General features: G+C 72.6%; 13 protein-coding genes. 4 read left to right on the forward strand and 9 right to left on the reverse strand.

The features are described from left to right. Nucleotides 1–28 precede the first annotated feature (28 nt). Nucleotides 29–1,639, forward strand: a complete 1,611-nt coding sequence (locus tag ACFHWS_RS04500; protein ID WP_416567689.1) for an ABC transporter substrate-binding protein — start codon at nt 29–31, stop codon at nt 1,637–1,639. A 159-nt stretch (nt 1,640–1,798) separates the two neighbouring features. Here ACFHWS_RS04500 and ACFHWS_RS04505 read toward each other — a convergent pair whose 3' ends face one another. After that, entirely contained in the window at nt 1,799–2,626 is an 828-nt protein-coding gene (locus ACFHWS_RS04505) for an alpha/beta hydrolase fold domain-containing protein (protein WP_416553338.1), read from the reverse strand. A gap of 96 nt (nt 2,627–2,722) precedes the next feature. Between ACFHWS_RS04505 and ACFHWS_RS04510 the strand changes: the two genes are divergently transcribed. Genes ACFHWS_RS04510 through ACFHWS_RS04520 form a run of 3 tightly spaced genes read left to right on the forward strand, consistent with a single transcriptional unit; the run spans nt 2,723 to nt 6,689 of the window. Next, complete coding sequence (locus tag ACFHWS_RS04510; protein ID WP_416553340.1) at nt 2,723–3,667, forward strand: ABC transporter permease; 945 nt, start codon at nt 2,723–2,725, stop codon at nt 3,665–3,667. Continuing rightward, nucleotides 3,664–4,608 (forward strand): ABC transporter permease, encoded by a 945-nt coding sequence (locus ACFHWS_RS04515; RefSeq protein WP_416567690.1) that lies wholly within the window; start codon nt 3,664–3,666, stop codon nt 4,606–4,608. The genes ACFHWS_RS04510 and ACFHWS_RS04515 overlap by 4 nt, the downstream gene beginning before the upstream one ends. Continuing rightward, nucleotides 4,605–6,689 (forward strand): dipeptide ABC transporter ATP-binding protein, encoded by a 2,085-nt coding sequence (locus tag ACFHWS_RS04520; protein WP_416567691.1) that lies wholly within the window; start codon nt 4,605–4,607, stop codon nt 6,687–6,689. Before ACFHWS_RS04515 ends, ACFHWS_RS04520 begins: the two co-directional genes overlap by 4 nt. 334 nt (nt 6,690–7,023) lie before the next feature. Here the strand turns inward: ACFHWS_RS04520 and ACFHWS_RS04525 are convergent, their stop codons facing one another. The 8 genes from ACFHWS_RS04525 to ACFHWS_RS04560 all read right to left on the reverse strand — a co-directional run bounded on the left by ACFHWS_RS04525 (nt 7,024) and on the right by ACFHWS_RS04560 (nt 15,720). Then, nucleotides 7,024–9,114, reverse strand: coding sequence for an FAD-dependent oxidoreductase (locus ACFHWS_RS04525; RefSeq protein ID WP_416553346.1), 2,091 nt, complete (start codon nt 9,112–9,114; stop codon nt 7,024–7,026). Then, nucleotides 9,111–9,878: an SDR family NAD(P)-dependent oxidoreductase gene (locus ACFHWS_RS04530; protein WP_416553348.1), complete on the reverse strand. Its 768-nt coding sequence runs from the start codon at nt 9,876–9,878 to the stop codon at nt 9,111–9,113. Before ACFHWS_RS04530 ends, ACFHWS_RS04525 begins: the two co-directional genes overlap by 4 nt. 43 nt (nt 9,879–9,921) lie before the next feature. Continuing rightward, nucleotides 9,922–11,394 (reverse strand): aldehyde dehydrogenase family protein, encoded by a 1,473-nt coding sequence (locus tag ACFHWS_RS04535; protein WP_416553350.1) that lies wholly within the window; start codon nt 11,392–11,394, stop codon nt 9,922–9,924. A gap of 117 nt (nt 11,395–11,511) precedes the next feature. Further along, complete coding sequence (locus ACFHWS_RS04540) at nt 11,512–12,537, reverse strand: MBL fold metallo-hydrolase (protein ID WP_416553352.1); 1,026 nt, start codon at nt 12,535–12,537, stop codon at nt 11,512–11,514. 118 nt (nt 12,538–12,655) lie between these two features. Next, nucleotides 12,656–14,263 carry a polyamine aminopropyltransferase gene (locus tag ACFHWS_RS04545; RefSeq protein WP_416553354.1) on the reverse strand — a complete coding sequence of 536 codons (1,608 nt, stop codon included), beginning with the start codon at nt 14,261–14,263 and terminating at the stop codon, nt 12,656–12,658. A gap of 33 nt (nt 14,264–14,296) precedes the next feature. Next, complete coding sequence (locus ACFHWS_RS04550) at nt 14,297–14,722, reverse strand: DUF350 domain-containing protein (protein WP_416553356.1); 426 nt, start codon at nt 14,720–14,722, stop codon at nt 14,297–14,299. A gap of 30 nt (nt 14,723–14,752) precedes the next feature. Next, nucleotides 14,753–15,178: a DUF4247 domain-containing protein gene (locus ACFHWS_RS04555; protein ID WP_416553358.1), complete on the reverse strand. Its 426-nt coding sequence runs from the start codon at nt 15,176–15,178 to the stop codon at nt 14,753–14,755. Beyond that, nucleotides 15,175–15,720, reverse strand: a complete 546-nt coding sequence (locus ACFHWS_RS04560) for a DUF2617 family protein (protein ID WP_416553360.1) — start codon at nt 15,718–15,720, stop codon at nt 15,175–15,177. The genes ACFHWS_RS04555 and ACFHWS_RS04560 overlap by 4 nt, the downstream gene beginning before the upstream one ends. Nucleotide 15,721: the final 1 nt, after the last annotated feature.

Below are 15,721 nucleotides of genomic sequence, written 5' to 3' on the forward strand. Positions count from 1 at the left end.
GAGATGCCTACACCGCACACTCGCGCCGATGCTGGCGTTGTCCCTGCTGCCGCTCGCCGCTTGCAGCACCAGTTCCGACACCGACTCCGACACCACCGACGACAACGGCACCGCCGCGCCCGGCTGCCCGCCGGCGACGTCCACCACGGTGGCCCACGACCCGACCGCGGTTCTGAAGTACGGCAGCGTGCCGGCCAGCTCCCTGGACCCGATCCGGATGGTCGAGGCCAACGAGATCACCGTGCTACAGACGATCTTCGACCCGCTGGTCAAGCTCGACGCCAACGACCAGCCCATCCCTGGACTGGCCACCGAGTGGAGCGTCGTCGAGGACAACGTCATGGAGTTCAAGCTCCGCGACGGCGTCGTCTTCTCCGACGGCACCCCGTTCGACGCCGAGGCGGTGCGCTTCAACATCGACCGGGCGATGAACGACGAGGAGTCGAACATCAAGGGCGACCTGGCCAACGTCCAGGCCGTCGAAGTGGTCGACGACCTCACCGTGCGGTTCGATCTGGATCCGCCGAACCCGGCCGCCTTCCCGATCGTGCTGTCCGACCGGCCCGGGCTGATGGCCTCGCCCACCGCCGTACAGGCCGCCGGCTCCTCTACGGCGTTCAGCGACGCCCCGGTCGGCGCCGGGCCGTACGCCGTCGAAGGCCCCTGGTACGCCCGGGAGAAAGTCAGTGTCCGGGCCTGGGACGGCTACTGGAACGCGCAGGAGCGGCTGCTCGGCGGGATCGACTTCATCGAGACCTCCACCGACGCCAGCCTCGGCGCGCTGCAGGCCGGTGACCTGGACGTGCAGTACATCGAGGACGACAAGGTCGCCGCGGCCTGCGCCGACGACCGGCTGCGGGTGATGTCCTCGTCGACCAACGAGGTCCGCGCGTTGCTGATCAACCAGGCGATGGAGCCGTTCGACGATGTGCGGGTCCGGCAGGCCCTGCGGTACGCCCTGAACCGCGAGGCGATCACCGAGGCGCTGACCGACGGCCGGTCCGAGGCGGCCACCCAGTGGTTCCCGGAGGGTTCGGTGCCGTACTCGCCCGAGTTGGCCGATGCCTATCCGTACGACCCGGACCGGGCCCGGGAGTTGCTGGCCGAGGCCGGCTATCCGGACGGGGTGACCTTCACCGCCGAGATCGGTGGCACCTTCACCGCGTACGTCCGGATGGGTGAGCTGGTGCAGGCACAGCTGGAACAGGCCGGGTTCACCATGGACCTGCAGCTGATCGACCCGGCGCAGATGCTGGCCCGGCTGTACGGCACCGCCGACTCGCCGCCGCAGATCGCCGCCGCGCCGCTGGCCATGGCACCGGCCCGGTCACCGTCCAGCCGGTTCCGGGAACGGTTCTTCCAGGACGGCCGGTACAACCCGTCCGGCGAGACCATCCCCGGTCTGCGGGACCTGGTCGTCCAGGCGGACGCCGCAGTCGACCCCGACGAGCGGGCCGACCTGCTGCGCCAGGCGGCCACCCTGGTCTCCGAGGAGGCCGCCGCCGGGGTGCCGTTGTTCTTCGTCGCCGGGCACACCGCGATGGGTGCCCACGTCGGCGGGGTGCAGCGCGGCTCCACCCGGTCGAACATGATTTTCGACGGGTTGTACATCACCGAGGGCCGGGTGCCGGTCGGCTGACCACCCGGACCGCCCCGCGGGCGGACGTACCAGCGGCGCCGTGGGATCCGTCGGACCGATCCCACGGCGCCGTGGCGTGCCGGGTGCCGCCGGCCGGCCAGCAGGAACCACCCCGCCCGGCGGTGTGCGGATGTGGGTGGATCGAGAGACGGTTGTCGGTCAGGCCAGCGCGCCGCCGTCGGCGTGCAGCACGCTGCCGGCGACGAACGACGTGTCCAGCGAGGCCAGAAGCGCAATGGTACGGGCGATCTCAGCCGGTTCGGCCCGACGGCCGGGCGGCAGCGCCGGGGCAGAGCACGTTGATCCGTACGCCGACCGGGCCCGTACTCGGCGGCCGCCGAGCGCATCAGTGCGGGCATCGCGGCCTGGGCGAGCAGGAACGGCGCCCGCAGGTTGGCGTCGAGCACCCGGTCCCAGTCGGCGACGGTGGCCGCCGCTGCGGGCTCGGCCCAGGTCGGCGAGGAGCGACCCGGGGCTCAGCCGTGCGGCACCGCCCGCAGCACGGCGAACGCCTGCGCGGTCGCGGTCCGGCCGGTGTCCAACTAGTGCCACTGGGTGAAGAAGCCGTGCACCAAACCGGGATGGCTGGCCAGGGTCACCGCGACCCCGGCGGCGCGCGGCCGGGCCGTGTACGCCTCGTTCTCTCGCTGCGCAGCGGGCGGTGCGCAGCGGGCGGTGCGCGGCGGCGGTGTCGGCGGTCCAGGCGGTCGCGGCGTAGGCGTCCTCGGCGACGGCCGGGAAGCCGTGTTCGGGGGCGAGCCGGTAGTCGACCGACACCACCGCCGGCTGCGGCCGCTCGGTCGGTGCCGGGTGGTAGACCCGTACCCGACGACCAGCACGTCGTACCGGTCCGCCGGACCGGCGGGGTCGTCGACCATGGTGTCCGTCGTCATCCCGGTCGACGCTAGCCGACAAAGCGTTCTGTTCGTCAACGCGACCCACCGCGATCGCATACGAGTGGGCGGACAGCCGGCACCACCCGCGCACCGCCGAGGATTGACGAACAAGCGCTCGTTAGGTAAGTTGCCCGGACAGTCAGATGCTGGTCAGCCAGCGTTCCGGCGGCCAAAGGATCACCCACGAATGGTCACCCTCGTCCTCCGGCGCCTCCTGTCGGCGATCCCGCTCCTGCTGATCGTCTCGCTGGGCGCGTTCTCCCTGGTCGCGTTGCTCCCCGGTGACCAGGCGATGGCGATCGCCGGCGAACACGCCACCCCGGAGCAGCTGGCCGCGCTGCGCCAGCAGCTACGCCTCGACGACCCCTTCCTGGTCCGCTACGCGCACTGGCTCGGCGGCATCCTGCAGGGCGACCTGGGTGACTCGCTGGTCACCGGCCGGGCGATCAGCGACGAGATCCTGCGCCGCGCGCCGCTGACCGCAAGCATCGCCCTGGGCACCCTCGTCGTCGTGCTGCTGATCGGCGTACCGACCGGCATCCTGCAGGGCGTCTACGCCGGCCGTGCCGTCGACCGGATCGGCCTGCTCGGCAGCGCCGCCGGCCTGGCCGTGCCGAACTTCTGGCTGGCGACCATGCTGATCACCATCTTCGCGGTGCAGCTGCGCTGGCTGCCGGCCACCGGCTACACCCCGCTCAGTGAGGGTGTACTGCCCTGGGCACAGCACCTGATCATGCCGTCGATCACCCTCGGCGTGTTCACCGCCGCCGAAATGGCCCGCCAACTGCGCACCGGCTTCCTCCACGCGTACGCCCAGCCCTACATCCGGACCGCCTGGTCCAAGGGATTGCCGGCGCGCACGGTCATCGGCAAGCACGCGCTGAAGAACGCGGCGGCTCCGGCGATCACCGTGCTCGGCATCCGCCTCGGGCACCTGCTGTCCGGCGCGGTGATCGTCGAGTCCATCTTCGGCATGCCGGGGCTCGGCAAGTTCGCCATCGACGCCATCCTCAACCGGGACTTCACCGTCGTACAGGCCGTCGTCCTGGTCTCCGCGGTGGTCGTGCTCACCGCGAACCTGCTCGTCGACATCGCCTACGGCCTCCTCAACCCGAAGGTGCGGATCTCGTGAGCCGACCAGTGAGCACCGACGACACCGCGTCCACCGCCAACCCCGCCGAGCCCGGCACCGGGCCGGAACCGGGCGGGCTCGACCGCCGCGACCGCGGCGACGCTCTCGTCGCCCGGATCCGCAGCCAGCCGATGACCGTGGTCGCCCTCGGCTACCTGGTGCTGCTCAGCCTGTTGGCGGTCGCCGCGCCGCTGGTCAGCCCGTACGATCCGTACGCCACCGACTTCCGGGCGATCCTCGACCCGCCGTCGGCCGTGCACTGGCTCGGCACCGACGACCTCGGTCGGGACATGCTCAGCCGGCTGCTGTACGCCTCCCGCTCCTCCCTGCTGGCCTGTCTGCAGGCGGTCGGGCTCGGCCTGCTCGGCGGGGTCCTGCTCGGAGTGACCGCCGGCTACTTCGGTGGTTGGGTGGACCGGCTGGTGATGACGCTGATCGACGCCGTGCTCAGCGTGCCCGGCCTGCTGCTGGCGATGTCCATCGTCGGCGTGCTCGGGCCCGGACTGCGCAACGCCATGTTCGCCCTCGCGGTCATCTTCGTGCCGATCTTCGCCCGGTTGAGCCGCATCCAGGCGCTGGCGGTACGCGAGGAGACCTACCTGGAGGCGGCCCGGTCGATCGGAGTGTCCCACCTGCGGTCGGTGCTGCGGCACGTGCTGCCCAACATCGCGGGTCCGCTGGTCGTCCAGGTCTTCATCACGATGGCCGTGGCGATCGTCGCCGAAGGCGCGATGAGCTACCTCGGACTCAGCATCCAGCCGCCGGAGGCGAGCTGGGGCAACCTGCTGCAACGGGCCTTCTCGTCGGTCGCCTCGGCACCCTGGTTGATCTTCATTCCCGGCCTGACCATCACCCTGACGGTCGTCGCCTTCCAGGTGCTCGGCGACGGACTCAGTCAGGCCCTGTCCGGTGGACACCAGCAGAAAGCAGGCAACCGATGACTGCCGCGAGCACCACGACCCGACCGCTGCTGGAGGTCGACGGCCTGACCGTCAGCGTGGGGTCCGGACGGGACACCGTGCACCTGGTCGAACAGGTCGATCTGACCGTCGCCGCTGGCGAGACCCTCGGCCTGGTCGGCGAGAGCGGCTCGGGTAAGAGCATCACCTGTCTCGCCCTGGCCGGGCTGCTGCCGCCCGGCGCCCGGATCACCGGCGGTTCGATCCGCTTCGCCGGCCAGGAACTCACCGGCCGCTCCCCCGCCGAGCTGACCCGGTTCCGCGGCAACCGGGTCGGCATGGTCTTCCAAGAGGCGTTGAGCAGCCTGAACCCGGCGTTCACCGTCGGCAACCAGATCGTCGAGAGCCTGCTGCGACACACCAGAATGAACCGCCGGCAGGCCCGGGCCCGCGCGGTGGAGCTGCTCGACCTGGTCCGGATCCCGGACCCGCAGCAGCGGGTGGCCAGCTATCCGCACGAGCTGTCCGGCGGGATGGCCCAACGGGCGCTGATCGCGACGGCCATCGCCGGCGAACCGGAGCTGCTGATCGCCGACGAACCGACGACCGCCCTGGACGTGACGGTCCAGCTGCAGATCCTGCAGCTGCTCGGCGATCTGCGTGACGCACTGGGGATGTCGTTGCTGCTGGTGTCGCACGATCTCGGCGTCATCGCCACGATGGCGCACCGGCTCAGCGTCATGTACGCCGGTCAGGTCGTCGAGTCGGGTCCGGTCCGCGACGTCTTCGCCGCGCCACGGCATCCGTACACCTCGGCGCTGATCTCGTCCAGCGCGGAGGTCGCCGCGAAGGCCACCCGGCTGCCGGTCATCCCCGGCCAGGTGCCGCGCCCGGGCCACTTCCCCGCCGCCGGCTGCCGGTTCGCTAACCGGTGCGCCCACGCCCGGCCACAGTGGACCCGTTCCGACCCGCCGTGGACGGTGCTGGACGGCGGCGACCGGGGTACCCGGTGCGGCCGGCACGCCGAGCTGGAGCTGCCCGGCACCGGCCCGACACGCGCCCCCGGTTCCACGAACCCGGCGGGCGAGGACGTGGCCGCGACCGAGGCAACCGTCGAGGATGCCGACACCGGTGGTCCGACCGACGGCGGGGACCGGGACGGGGCCGTGCTTCGGCTGCGCGGCCTCGGCAAACAGTTTCCGGTCCGGCGCGGGGTGCTCGGCCTGCGCCGGGTGGTGGTACACGCGGTCGACGGCGTCGACCTGACGGTGGCCCGTGGCCGGACCCTCGGCCTGGTCGGCGAGAGCGGCTCCGGCAAGTCGACCGTCGGCCGGCTCGCCCTGCGGCTGATCGAACCCAGCAGCGGGGAGGTCTCCTTCCTCGGTCGGGACCTCGCCGCGATGCGCCGGGGCGAGCTGCGGTCACACCGACGCGGCATGCAGATGGTGTTTCAGGACCCGTACGCCTCGCTGGACCCGTCGATGACGGTCGGGCAGAGCATCGCCGAACCGCTGGTGGTGCACTCCCGGCTCACCCCGGCCGAGCGCCGCCGCCGGATCGGCCAGCTGCTGGAACGGGTCGGCCTGGACCCGGCACTGGCCCGCCGGTCGCCGCGGGCGCTCTCCGGCGGCCAACGACAGCGGATCTCGTTCGCCCGCGCGCTGGCGCTCGAACCCCAGCTGATCATCTGTGACGAGCCGGTGAGCGCGCTGGACGTCTCCACCCGGTCGCAGATCGTCAACCTGGTACAGGACATCCAGGACGCCGAGGGCATCGCCTTCCTGTTCATCGCCCACGACCTCGCGCTGGTCCACCACGTCAGCCACGAGCTGGCGGTGATGTACCTGGGGCGGGTGGTGGAGAGCGGTCCCGCCAGTCGGGTGTACGCCAGCCCTGCCCACCCGTACACCCGGGCGCTGCTGGCCTCGATGCTGACCCCGGCCAGTCACGGGCTCGCCGACCGGAGCACCCCGGCCGGGGAGATTCCCAGCCCGATCGACCCGCCGTCGGGTTGCCGGTTCCGCACCCGCTGCCCGCACGCGATGCCGGTGTGCGCAGCGGAGACCCCACAGCCGGTGCCGGTCGTCGGCGGCGGCTGGTCCGCCTGTCACCGCACCGAGTGATCCGGCTGCCGGTTCCGGACCGCCGTGCAGCCCGCCCATGGTCGCACCGGCCGGCCCGGCTGATGATCCACCCGGCGGCACCGCCCGGCAGGTCCAGCCCGACCTGCCAGGCCGCACCGGGCGCGGGCCGCAGCCGTCGAGCCCGGGCCGGCTGACGCAGTGTGCCGCCGGCGACGGTGAACTCGTCGGCGAGCCCGCGCAGGAAGGTTCAGACGCCGAAGGTGGCGTACCGCCGGCCGGGCTCGGTGCGGTGCACCGGGGCGAACAGCCGCGCCCGGTGCGCGGCGTCGCCGTCGGTGACCAGCCGGCCAGGCCGGCGCCGACCACCAGCACGTCAGCTGACGGTTCGGGGCCATCGCCGGTCGGCGGCGGACAGTGCATATCCGAACCGGGCTCCTTCCAGCACGGCGTGCGTCAGCCGACGTGGCGCCAACGCGTCGCCGACCACCTGACATTCGAGGTCCGCCGGCAGCGCGGCGCGCAGCCCGTCGTTCGCGGTACGACCGTGCGCGACAATCACCGCACCGGCGTCGAGGATCGACCGGTGCCCGGTGAACAACTGCTCCACCTCGACGGCCCCGCCGGACCACCGGTGCACCCGGGTCATCGGGGCGAACCCCACCGCCCGGCCGTACAACCGACGCAGCACCGCCGGTCTGGTCCGCTGATCCAGATCGGGTCCGATGTCGACACATTCGGTGCACACCCGGACCGGCCAGCCCTCCCCGGCCAGCAGGTCGGCGGCGAGCAGCGGCTCGAGATGCCGCTCGGCACCGCCGACCACCAGCACCGGTGTGCCCGGCGGCGGTCGACGACCGACCAACAGATCCATCGTGGTCAGTACTGGTTGGTCGGTAGGGAAGCCGGCCGGGCCCGACCGGCCGCCGGTGGCCAGCACCACCAGGTCCGCGTCGAGCAGGTCGGGGTGGTCGGCGGTGGCGGTGGTGCCGGTACGCAGGACCACCCGCCCGCCGGCGGGAGACGGCCGGTCCAGCAGCGGGGCCAGCCGCCGCTCGAGCCGGTGCAGCAGCGGTGCCCAGTCGGCGAGCAGTGGCGTACCGACCAGGTGACGCAGTGCCCCGCCGACCATGTCGGCGGCTTCGATCAGGGTCACCTCGGCTCCGGCCGCCGCGGCACCGACCGCCACCTCCACCCCGGCCGGCCCGGCACCGACGACGGCGATCCGTCGGCGGGCAGGACGGTGTCGGACGAGAGCCGGACCGGCCGGTGCTTCGGCGGGCAGCGGGTCGAACTCGGCTTCCCGGCCGGCAGCCGGATTCGCCGGGCAGGAAAACGGCACCCGTACGCACTCGTTGCAGGCGACGCAGCGGACGATGCCGGCGTCGTCCCCACTGACCGCGCGCCGGGGGAAGGTGGGGTCCGCGATCAGCGCCCGGGCCAGTCCCACCAGGTCGGCCGCGCGGTCGGCGACCAGGCCACGGGCGATCGCCGGGTCGGTGATCCGGCCGGAGACCAGGACCGGCACGTCGACCACGGCGCGGACCTGCCGGGCGGTCGGCGCCGCCGGCGCCGGTGTCACCAGCCAGGATCCGGTGTACGCGGTGGCCGGCCGGCCGTCGCGCAGGCCGTCGTGGTTGCCGAGCGACAGGTTGACGTAGTCGACGAGATCGGCGATCCCGGTGGCGATTGTGGTCACCCCGGCGGCGTCGATCCCGCCCGGCACCTCCTCGCCGGCGGTGAGTCGGACACCGAGCAGCGACCGGTCCCCCAGCTCGGCGCGCACCGCGCGCAGGATCCGGCGGATCAGCCGCAGCCGGCCGGCTGGGGAACCGCCGTACCGGTCGGTGCGCCGGTTGTAGTGCGGGGACAGGAACCGGTTCAGCAGGTACCCGTGGCCGGCGTGCAGTTCGACGCCGTCGAACCCGGCAGCGACGATCGCCGTGGCGGTGGCGAGGTAGCCGGTCACCAGGTCGTCGATCTCGGCCACGGTGAGCGCGTGCGGGACGACTCCGGTGTCGTCGCCCCGTACCTGCGACGGGGCAAGGGCCGGTTGGAAGTTGTCCCAGCCGCGCTCCGCGCCCGGGTGGTGGATCTGGCCGACGGCGAGCGCCCCGCCGCGGTGCGCCGCGTCCGCCAGCCCGACCAGGTGCTCGTGCGCCGCCGCGAGCAGCACCTGGCGGTGCCGGGGGTCGCGGACGTGGAACGAGACCGCGTCGGGGTCGACGTAGCCGTCCGGGTCACCGGGGCATGCCTCCAGCGGGTAGACCGGGTTGGCGTACACCCCCTGGCCGGCCGGCAGCACGATCATCGCCACCCCGCCGGCGGCGCGCTCGGCGACGTAGCGCCGAAGCCGCCGGGGTGGCAGCCGGCCGAGGTGCGGGGTCATCACCATCCGGTTGCGCAGCCGGTGCCGGCCGACGGTCAGCGGTGTGGCCAGCGGGTCACCGCCCGGCCGGCCGGTCACGCCGGCAGCAGCGTCTGCAGCGCGACTCCCAGCCCGCCGTCGACGGCGATCACCTGGCCGGTGACGTAGCGGGCGGCGTCGCCGAGCAGGAAGACCACGACCGGGGCGATGTCCGTTGCGGAGCCGGTGCGACCGAGTGGTACGGCGGCACCGCGGCGCAGCGCGGCCTGCGGGTCGCGGCTGCTGGCCGAGAAGTTGGTGCCGCTGACGATGCCCGGTGCGACCGCGTTCGCCCGGATGCCGTCCGGACCCCATTCCAGCGCCATCTGCCGGGTCAGGGCGATCACCGCTGCCTTGGCGGCGTTGTAGGCGCCGGCGCCGGGTGCGACGTGGATGCCGCACAGCGACGAGATGTTGACGATCGCGCCGCCCGACGTCATCGCGGGCAGGGCGGCCTGGCTGCAGTAGAGCGCGCTGGCGCAGTCGATCCGCATGATCGCGTCCCAGTCGTCCGGGCTGACCGACCGCAGTGCTCCGCCGCGTACCACGCCGACGTTGTTGACCAGGCCGGTGAGCCGGCCGAGCCGGTCGACGGCGGCGGCCACGACGGCCGCGGCGGACCGCGGGTCTGCCACGTCCCCGGCGACGGGGTAGGCGGTGCCGCCGGCGGCGACGACCGTGTCGGCGGTGGTCTGGGCGGCGGCCGGGTCGAGATCGTTGACGGCGACCGCCGCGCCGGCCGCCGCGATCTGCCGGGCGGTCTCCGCCCCGATCCCCGATCCGGCACCGGTGACCAGCACCGCTCCGTCCGCCTGTGTTGTCATCCCGACCTCTTTTCTCCGCCGCCCGACGGTCCGCCGGACAAGCTCATTCGTCGATCGCCAGCAGTACGTTCTTGACCCGACTGAACTCCAGCAGTCCGGCGAGCCCGCCGACCTTGCCGTAGCCGCTCTGTTTCACCCCGCCGAACGGCGCGAACGGCCCGGCGGGCGCGCCGGCCCCGTTGACCCCGACGTTGCCGACGACCAGCGCCGAGGCGACCCGCATCGCCCGGTCGACGTCGCGGGTGTGCACGTAGCCGGCGAGCCCGTATCGGCTGGTGTTGGCCGCCTCGACCGCCTCGGCTTCGCCGGCGAACCGGCAGACCGACAGCACCGGGCCGAAGATCTCCTCGGTGGCGAGTTCGCTGTGCGGGTCGACGTCGGAGAAGACGGTCGGGGCGACGTAGTAGCCGTCGGCCAGCTCACCGCCGAGCCGGTGCCCGCCGAGCACCAGGTCACCGGTGTTGTTCTCCCGGGCCCGGTCGATAATCCCGACGACCCGCTCGCAGGCGGCCGCGTCGATCAGCGGCCCCATCTGGGCGGCCGGGTCGAACGGGTCGCCGACGGTGACCGCCCGCAGGCCGTCCAGCAGCCGGCCGAGCACCTCGTCGTACACGTCGTCATGAACGAACATCCGGGTCGGGATGGTGCAGCCCTGGCCGCTGTTGGCGGTGATCAGCAGCGCGAATCGGCAGGCCCGGTCGAGATCGGCGTCCGGGAAGACCAGCGACGCGCTCTTGCCGCCGAGCTCCAGCAGCAAGGGCTTGAGCGTCGGGGCGGCCGCCGCCTGGATCCGGCTAGCCGTCGCCGGACCGCCGACGAATCCGATCTTGTCGACCTCGGGGTGGCGGACCAGGGCGTCGCCGACCGCCGGGCCGCCGGGCAGGACGTTGACCACCCCGGGCGGCAGTCCGGCCTCGGCGCAGAGTCGACCGAACCGCAACGCCGCGAACGGGGCCTGCTCCGGCGGTTTGACGATGACCGTGCATCCGGCGGCCAGTGCCGGGGCGACGGTGGTCTGGATGTTGGCCAGCGGATGGTTCCAGGTGAGGATCACGCCGACCACGCCGACCGGTTCCAGCAGGGTCAGGTCCAACGCTCCGGGCATCCGCAGCGCGTCGCCGGCGGCCTTGTCCAGCCAGCCTGCGTAGTAGTCGAAGAAGGTCTGACCGGTGGTGTAGCGGCCGTACGACAGGGCCGCCGGAGTGCCGACCTCGAGCGCGTTGATCGCGGCGAGGTCGGCGGCGTTGGCCCGGATCAGGTCGCCGAGGCGGGACAGTACCTGGCGACGCCGGTCGGTGGGCCAGCTGCGCCAGCCGGGGGCGGCGGCCCGGGCGGCGGCGACCGCCTCGTCGACCTCGACGGTCCCGGCCAGGGCGAAGCTCTGCTGAACGCGGCCGGTGCCCGGGTCGACGTGGTCGCGTCGACCGCCGGTGCCGGTATCGCGCCACCGTCCGTCGATCAGAATGCCGGGGCGTAGCAGGCCGGCCGGGTCCGCCGGTCGGTTGATCACCGTCATCGACGGCCGCCGGGGGCCGGGATCGGTGTCGGGTCGACTGACAGCATCACGATCACCTCACAAGCGCTTGCTTGGTGGCCGACATTACCGCATCCCGCACCGTCGCGAAACCCGTGGTCAGGCCACCGGCCGGTACGCCGTCACGCCGTCCGCCCGGTGCGACACCACCCGACCCTGCTCGACCAGCAGGTCCAGATGCAGCGCCGTCTCGTTGACCGCCAGCATCCGGTGGTACGGCGGCAGATCGTCGAGCTTGCGGCGACGTCGCGTCCAGGGCAGGGTCCGCGCCACCTGATACGCGGTCCGCGCTCCGGCACCGACCGCGGCCGCCATTTCGGCCAACCGGTCCCGGTGATGGGCCAGCAGTTCGTCCACCCGTCGATGGACGCTGTCGCCCACCGGCCCGTGCGCCGGCAGCAGCAGCGCGTCCGGCAACGCACGTACCGCCCGCAGCGACTCCAGGTACCGGCCCAATGGGCGGTGCGCCGCCACCGCCTCGAAGCCGACCGACGGGGTGATGCCCGGCAACACGTGGTCACCGGCGAAGAGCAGCCCGGCCTGCGGGTCACGGAAGACGTAGTGCCCGGCGGTATGGCCCGGAGTCGGCAACGCCCGCAACCGGCGGCCGGACAACGCCACCTCGCGCTCACCGGACAGCCACTCGTCCGGCGGTTGCCAGTCGAGTTCCGGCTGCTCCGCGTCGGCGGTCAGCCGCTGCACCTGGTCGGCGAGGTCGGCGGCACCGGCGGCGCGCAGCTGGGCCAGTGGGGCGGCGTACGGCTCGTCGGTGCCGGCCGCCATGAACTCCAGGCTGGGCCGCTCGCCCACCCCGAGCACAATCGGCACCCCGGTTTCCTGCCGGATCGCAACCGCCTGCGAATAGTGGTCCTGGTGGATGTGGGTGACCAGGAAACGGCGGATCGCGGCGAGGTCGTGCCCACGGTCACCGAGCGCCGCCTCGAGGGCCTTGCGGGCGGCCGGCACCGCCCAACCGGCGTCGACGAGCACCAGCCCGGCGGCGTCCTCGATCGCGTAGACGTTGACCGCCCGCAGCGCGTCGTCGGGCATCGGCAGCGGAATCCGGTACACCCCGTCCGCGACCGGGTGCGCCCCGGGCGTCATCCAGTCCGACACCGCCGCCATCGGGCACCCCCTCGTGCTGGCCAACCGGCCACCGACCATACCGGTCGCTTGCTTGGTTGCCGGTGGTCCCGCTCACCCGTCAACGGTGATCGTCCACACATGGCGCGGGTACGGCGGGTCAGTAGCCGCGCCACGCCGCCCGGCTGTAGGTGAGCACCCGGGGGTCCAGCAGCGTCGACGCTTCGACCGGCACCGGACCCCGGTCCGGTGGAAAGACCTGCGCCGCCCGCAGCACCTCGGGCGCCAGGAAGCGCAGCGCGGGCGCCTCCGCCGGCACCTGCGGCGTCGGCACCGGGCCGGCTCCCTCGCCGTCGGCGACCGCGAGCAGGAAACCCCAGTCGCCGAACGACGGAACATCGACGTGGTACGGCCGGGTCGTCCAGCCCGACTGCCGCACCGACGCCTCGATGCACCAGAAGGCACGTGGCGCGAAGTACGGGGACCCGGCCTGCACCACCATCCTGCCCTGCGGACCGAGGGCCTGCCGCAGGAGCGAGTAGAACTCCACCGAGTAGAGCTTCGCCGTCGCGGTCTGGTCCGGGTCCGGCAGATCGACGACGACCGCGTCGAAAACGCCTGGTGCTCCGCGCAGCCAGGCGAACGCGTCGGCGTGCACCAGGCGTACCCGCGGATCGTCGAAGGCCGCATTGTTGAGCGCCCGAATGTCCGGCTCGGCCCGGGCCAACGCGACCACCGCCGGGTCCAGCTCGACAACCGTCACCGAGGTGACGTCCGGGTAGCGCAGCACCTCGCGCAGCGCCAACCCGTCCCCCCCGCCGAGCAGCAGCACCCGGTCCCGCCGACCGGCCAGCGCCGGATGGACCAACGCCTCGTGATAGCGGTACTCGTCCACCGAGCTGAACTGCAGATCGCCGTCGAGGTACAGCCGCAGGTCGAAGCCATCGACGACCGGCGACACCGCCCGGGTAAGGACAATCTCCTGGTATCGGCTGCGTTCGGCGTGCACCACCGGATCCCGGTAGAGCTGCTGCCGCGCGGTCACCTCGAAGTCCGCCGCCACCAGGTAGGCACCGGCCAGCGTCGCCATCACCACCGTGGCGGCGAGCGCGACCCCGGCCCGGCCCCGCCGGCCGAGATCGCCCCGGAAAACCGTGCCGACCAGCAGAATTCCGGCCAGCGCGTTCACCGCGCCGACCAGCAACGCCCCCCGCAGTTGGCCGAAGAACGGGATCAGCAGGAACGGAAAGGCCAGGCCGCCGAGCAGGGCACCGACGTAGTCGGCCGCGAACAGGTCGGCGACCGCGCTGCCGGCCGCCTGCGCCCGGATCCGCTGCAGCAGCACCATCAGCAGCGGAATCTCCGCCCCGATCAGCAGCCCCAGCACGAACGCGGTCGTCACCAGCGCGGGCGCATAGAGGTCCAGCCAGGCGAAGGCGGCGTACAGGCCCAGTACCGACAACCCGCCGAGCAGCGCCAGGGTGAGCTCGACCGCAGCGAAGGCCACCACCGCGCGGTGCTGCAGCGGCTTGGCTGCCAACGCGCCGACGCCCATCGCGAAGACCATCACGCCCAGCACGATCGACGCCTGGCCGACGGTGTCACCGATCAGGTAGCTACCCAGGGCGACCAGCGCCAACTCGTACACCAGGCCGCAGGCCGCACAGACGAAGACCGCAGCCAACACCGCCGGCCGGGCCAGCCGGGCGTACCGGCGGCCGGTGCCGGCACCGTCGTCAACCGGTGCCGGCACCACGACCGCCGACATCAACCGACCACCGACGACAGCTGATCGCCGACATCAGCTGATCGCCGCCGCCACGATGGCGCCGGTGGCAAGGTGAATGGTCGCGCTGACCCAGACCGCCGGGTGCGGCTCCCGATCCACCAGGGTGTCCCCGAGGCGGCCCGGGGTGACCGCGTCCAGCAGCACGAACGACACCGCCATCACCAGCAGGCCGAGCAGCCCGTACCCGGCGGTGCCGACCAGGCCGGTGACGAAACTGTTCTCCCCGGCGGCGATCGCCGCCACGACGATGGTGCCCACCGCGAACAGGTTCGAGGCGAGCAGCACGGTCGCGTTGCGGTTGCGCTGCGCCCAGATGAGCTCGTGCAGCTTGCCCGGGGTGACCAGGTCGACCAGCAGGTAGCCGAGCGCCATCAGGACCAGACCCACCCCGGCGTACGCCAGGGTGAGCAGCAGATCGACGAACAAATCGCGGAACATGTGCCAACTCCAGGTGGTGGGATGGGGTGGTTACTTGCCGGTGCCGGGACCGCCGCCCCGGATCGTGCTGCCGCGTTGCCACTTCCACGAGTTGCCGACGACGGAGCGGTACCGGGGGTACGCGGTCGTCATGCGTTCCAGCAGGATCAGCGAGCCGGCGGCGATCGGCAGGATGACCACCGAGTCGTCGCCGTAGCGCAGGTAGTAGCGGTCACCGACGGTGTACTCGTCGGCCGGGCTGAACGCCCGGGTGAGCTGCTGCGCCACCTGGCGCGGTGGCAGATCGGAGCGGTACCCCTCGGCGTCGGAGCCGATGTCGTCGACCACCGAGCGGGCATAGCTGCGCTCGACGTAGCCGCGGGCGGAGAAAGTGCCGACGGCCAGCCCGCAGCACGACACGATCACGCCCACCAGAGCGAGGACCACGCCACCGACAATCCACTTGCGGGAAGTCACCGTACTGTCACCACCGTCTCGGTCTCGACCAACTCGGCTGTCTGCGGGTACGCATGCCAGGTGCGCCAACTGATCCGCGCACCATCGATCCGGGTGTGCAGCGCGGTGAGGGCGTCCGGGCTGCCCGGGAAGACGCCGACCAGGGCGTGCGGATCACCGGTCAGCTGCCGGCGGAGGCGGTCGGCCCGCCCGGCGAACTCGCCGGCCGACAGCCGAAGCGCTCGCGCGGAGAACCGGTAGCCGTCATCCGCGTCCACCACCGCCGGCAGATCAGGCGGGTGACCGGGCAGGCAGGCGAGCGTCTCGACCAGGTCATGGCCAGCGGTACGCAGCACGACCTGATGCGAGGCCCCGAGCAATCGCAGGCGCAGCAGCCCTGCCGGCTGCGAAGCGGACGGCCGCGAACCGGAGCGGGCGCCGCCGCCAGCGCCCGGCAGGGGCAGCTCGAGCACGTGCAGGGCGGGTCGCTCGGCCAGATCGAGCGCAAAGCTGAGCTCCGCCGCGCTGGTGTCGACGTACGGTGCGTCCAGGGCGACCAGCATG

The sequence above is a fragment of the Micromonospora sp. LOL_013 genome (assembly GCF_048060315.1).
Taxonomy (GTDB): Bacteria; Actinomycetota; Actinomycetes; order Mycobacteriales; family Micromonosporaceae; genus Micromonospora_E.

Excerpts from the sequence above, each read along its gene's own strand:
- ACFHWS_RS04535 (WP_416553350.1), bottom strand. The coding sequence starts at position 11,394 with ATGACGGTGATCAACCGACCGGCGGACCCGGCCGGCCTGCTACGCCCC.
- ACFHWS_RS04560 (WP_416553360.1), bottom strand. The coding sequence starts at position 15,720 with ATGCTGGTCGCCCTGGACGCACCGTACGTCGACACCAGCGCGGCGGAG.
- ACFHWS_RS04540 (WP_416553352.1), bottom strand. The coding sequence starts at position 12,537 with ATGGCGGCGGTGTCGGACTGGATGACGCCCGGGGCGCACCCGGTCGCG.
- ACFHWS_RS04510 (WP_416553340.1), top strand. The coding sequence starts at position 2,723 with ATGGTCACCCTCGTCCTCCGGCGCCTCCTGTCGGCGATCCCGCTCCTG.
- ACFHWS_RS04530 (WP_416553348.1), bottom strand. The coding sequence starts at position 9,878 with ATGACAACACAGGCGGACGGAGCGGTGCTGGTCACCGGTGCCGGATCG.
- ACFHWS_RS04500 (WP_416567689.1), top strand. The coding sequence starts at position 29 with ATGCTGGCGTTGTCCCTGCTGCCGCTCGCCGCTTGCAGCACCAGTTCC.
- ACFHWS_RS04550 (WP_416553356.1), bottom strand. The coding sequence starts at position 14,722 with ATGTTCCGCGATTTGTTCGTCGATCTGCTGCTCACCCTGGCGTACGCC.
- ACFHWS_RS04520 (WP_416567691.1), top strand. The coding sequence starts at position 4,605 with ATGACTGCCGCGAGCACCACGACCCGACCGCTGCTGGAGGTCGACGGC.
- ACFHWS_RS04545 (WP_416553354.1), bottom strand. The coding sequence starts at position 14,263 with ATGTCGGCGGTCGTGGTGCCGGCACCGGTTGACGACGGTGCCGGCACC.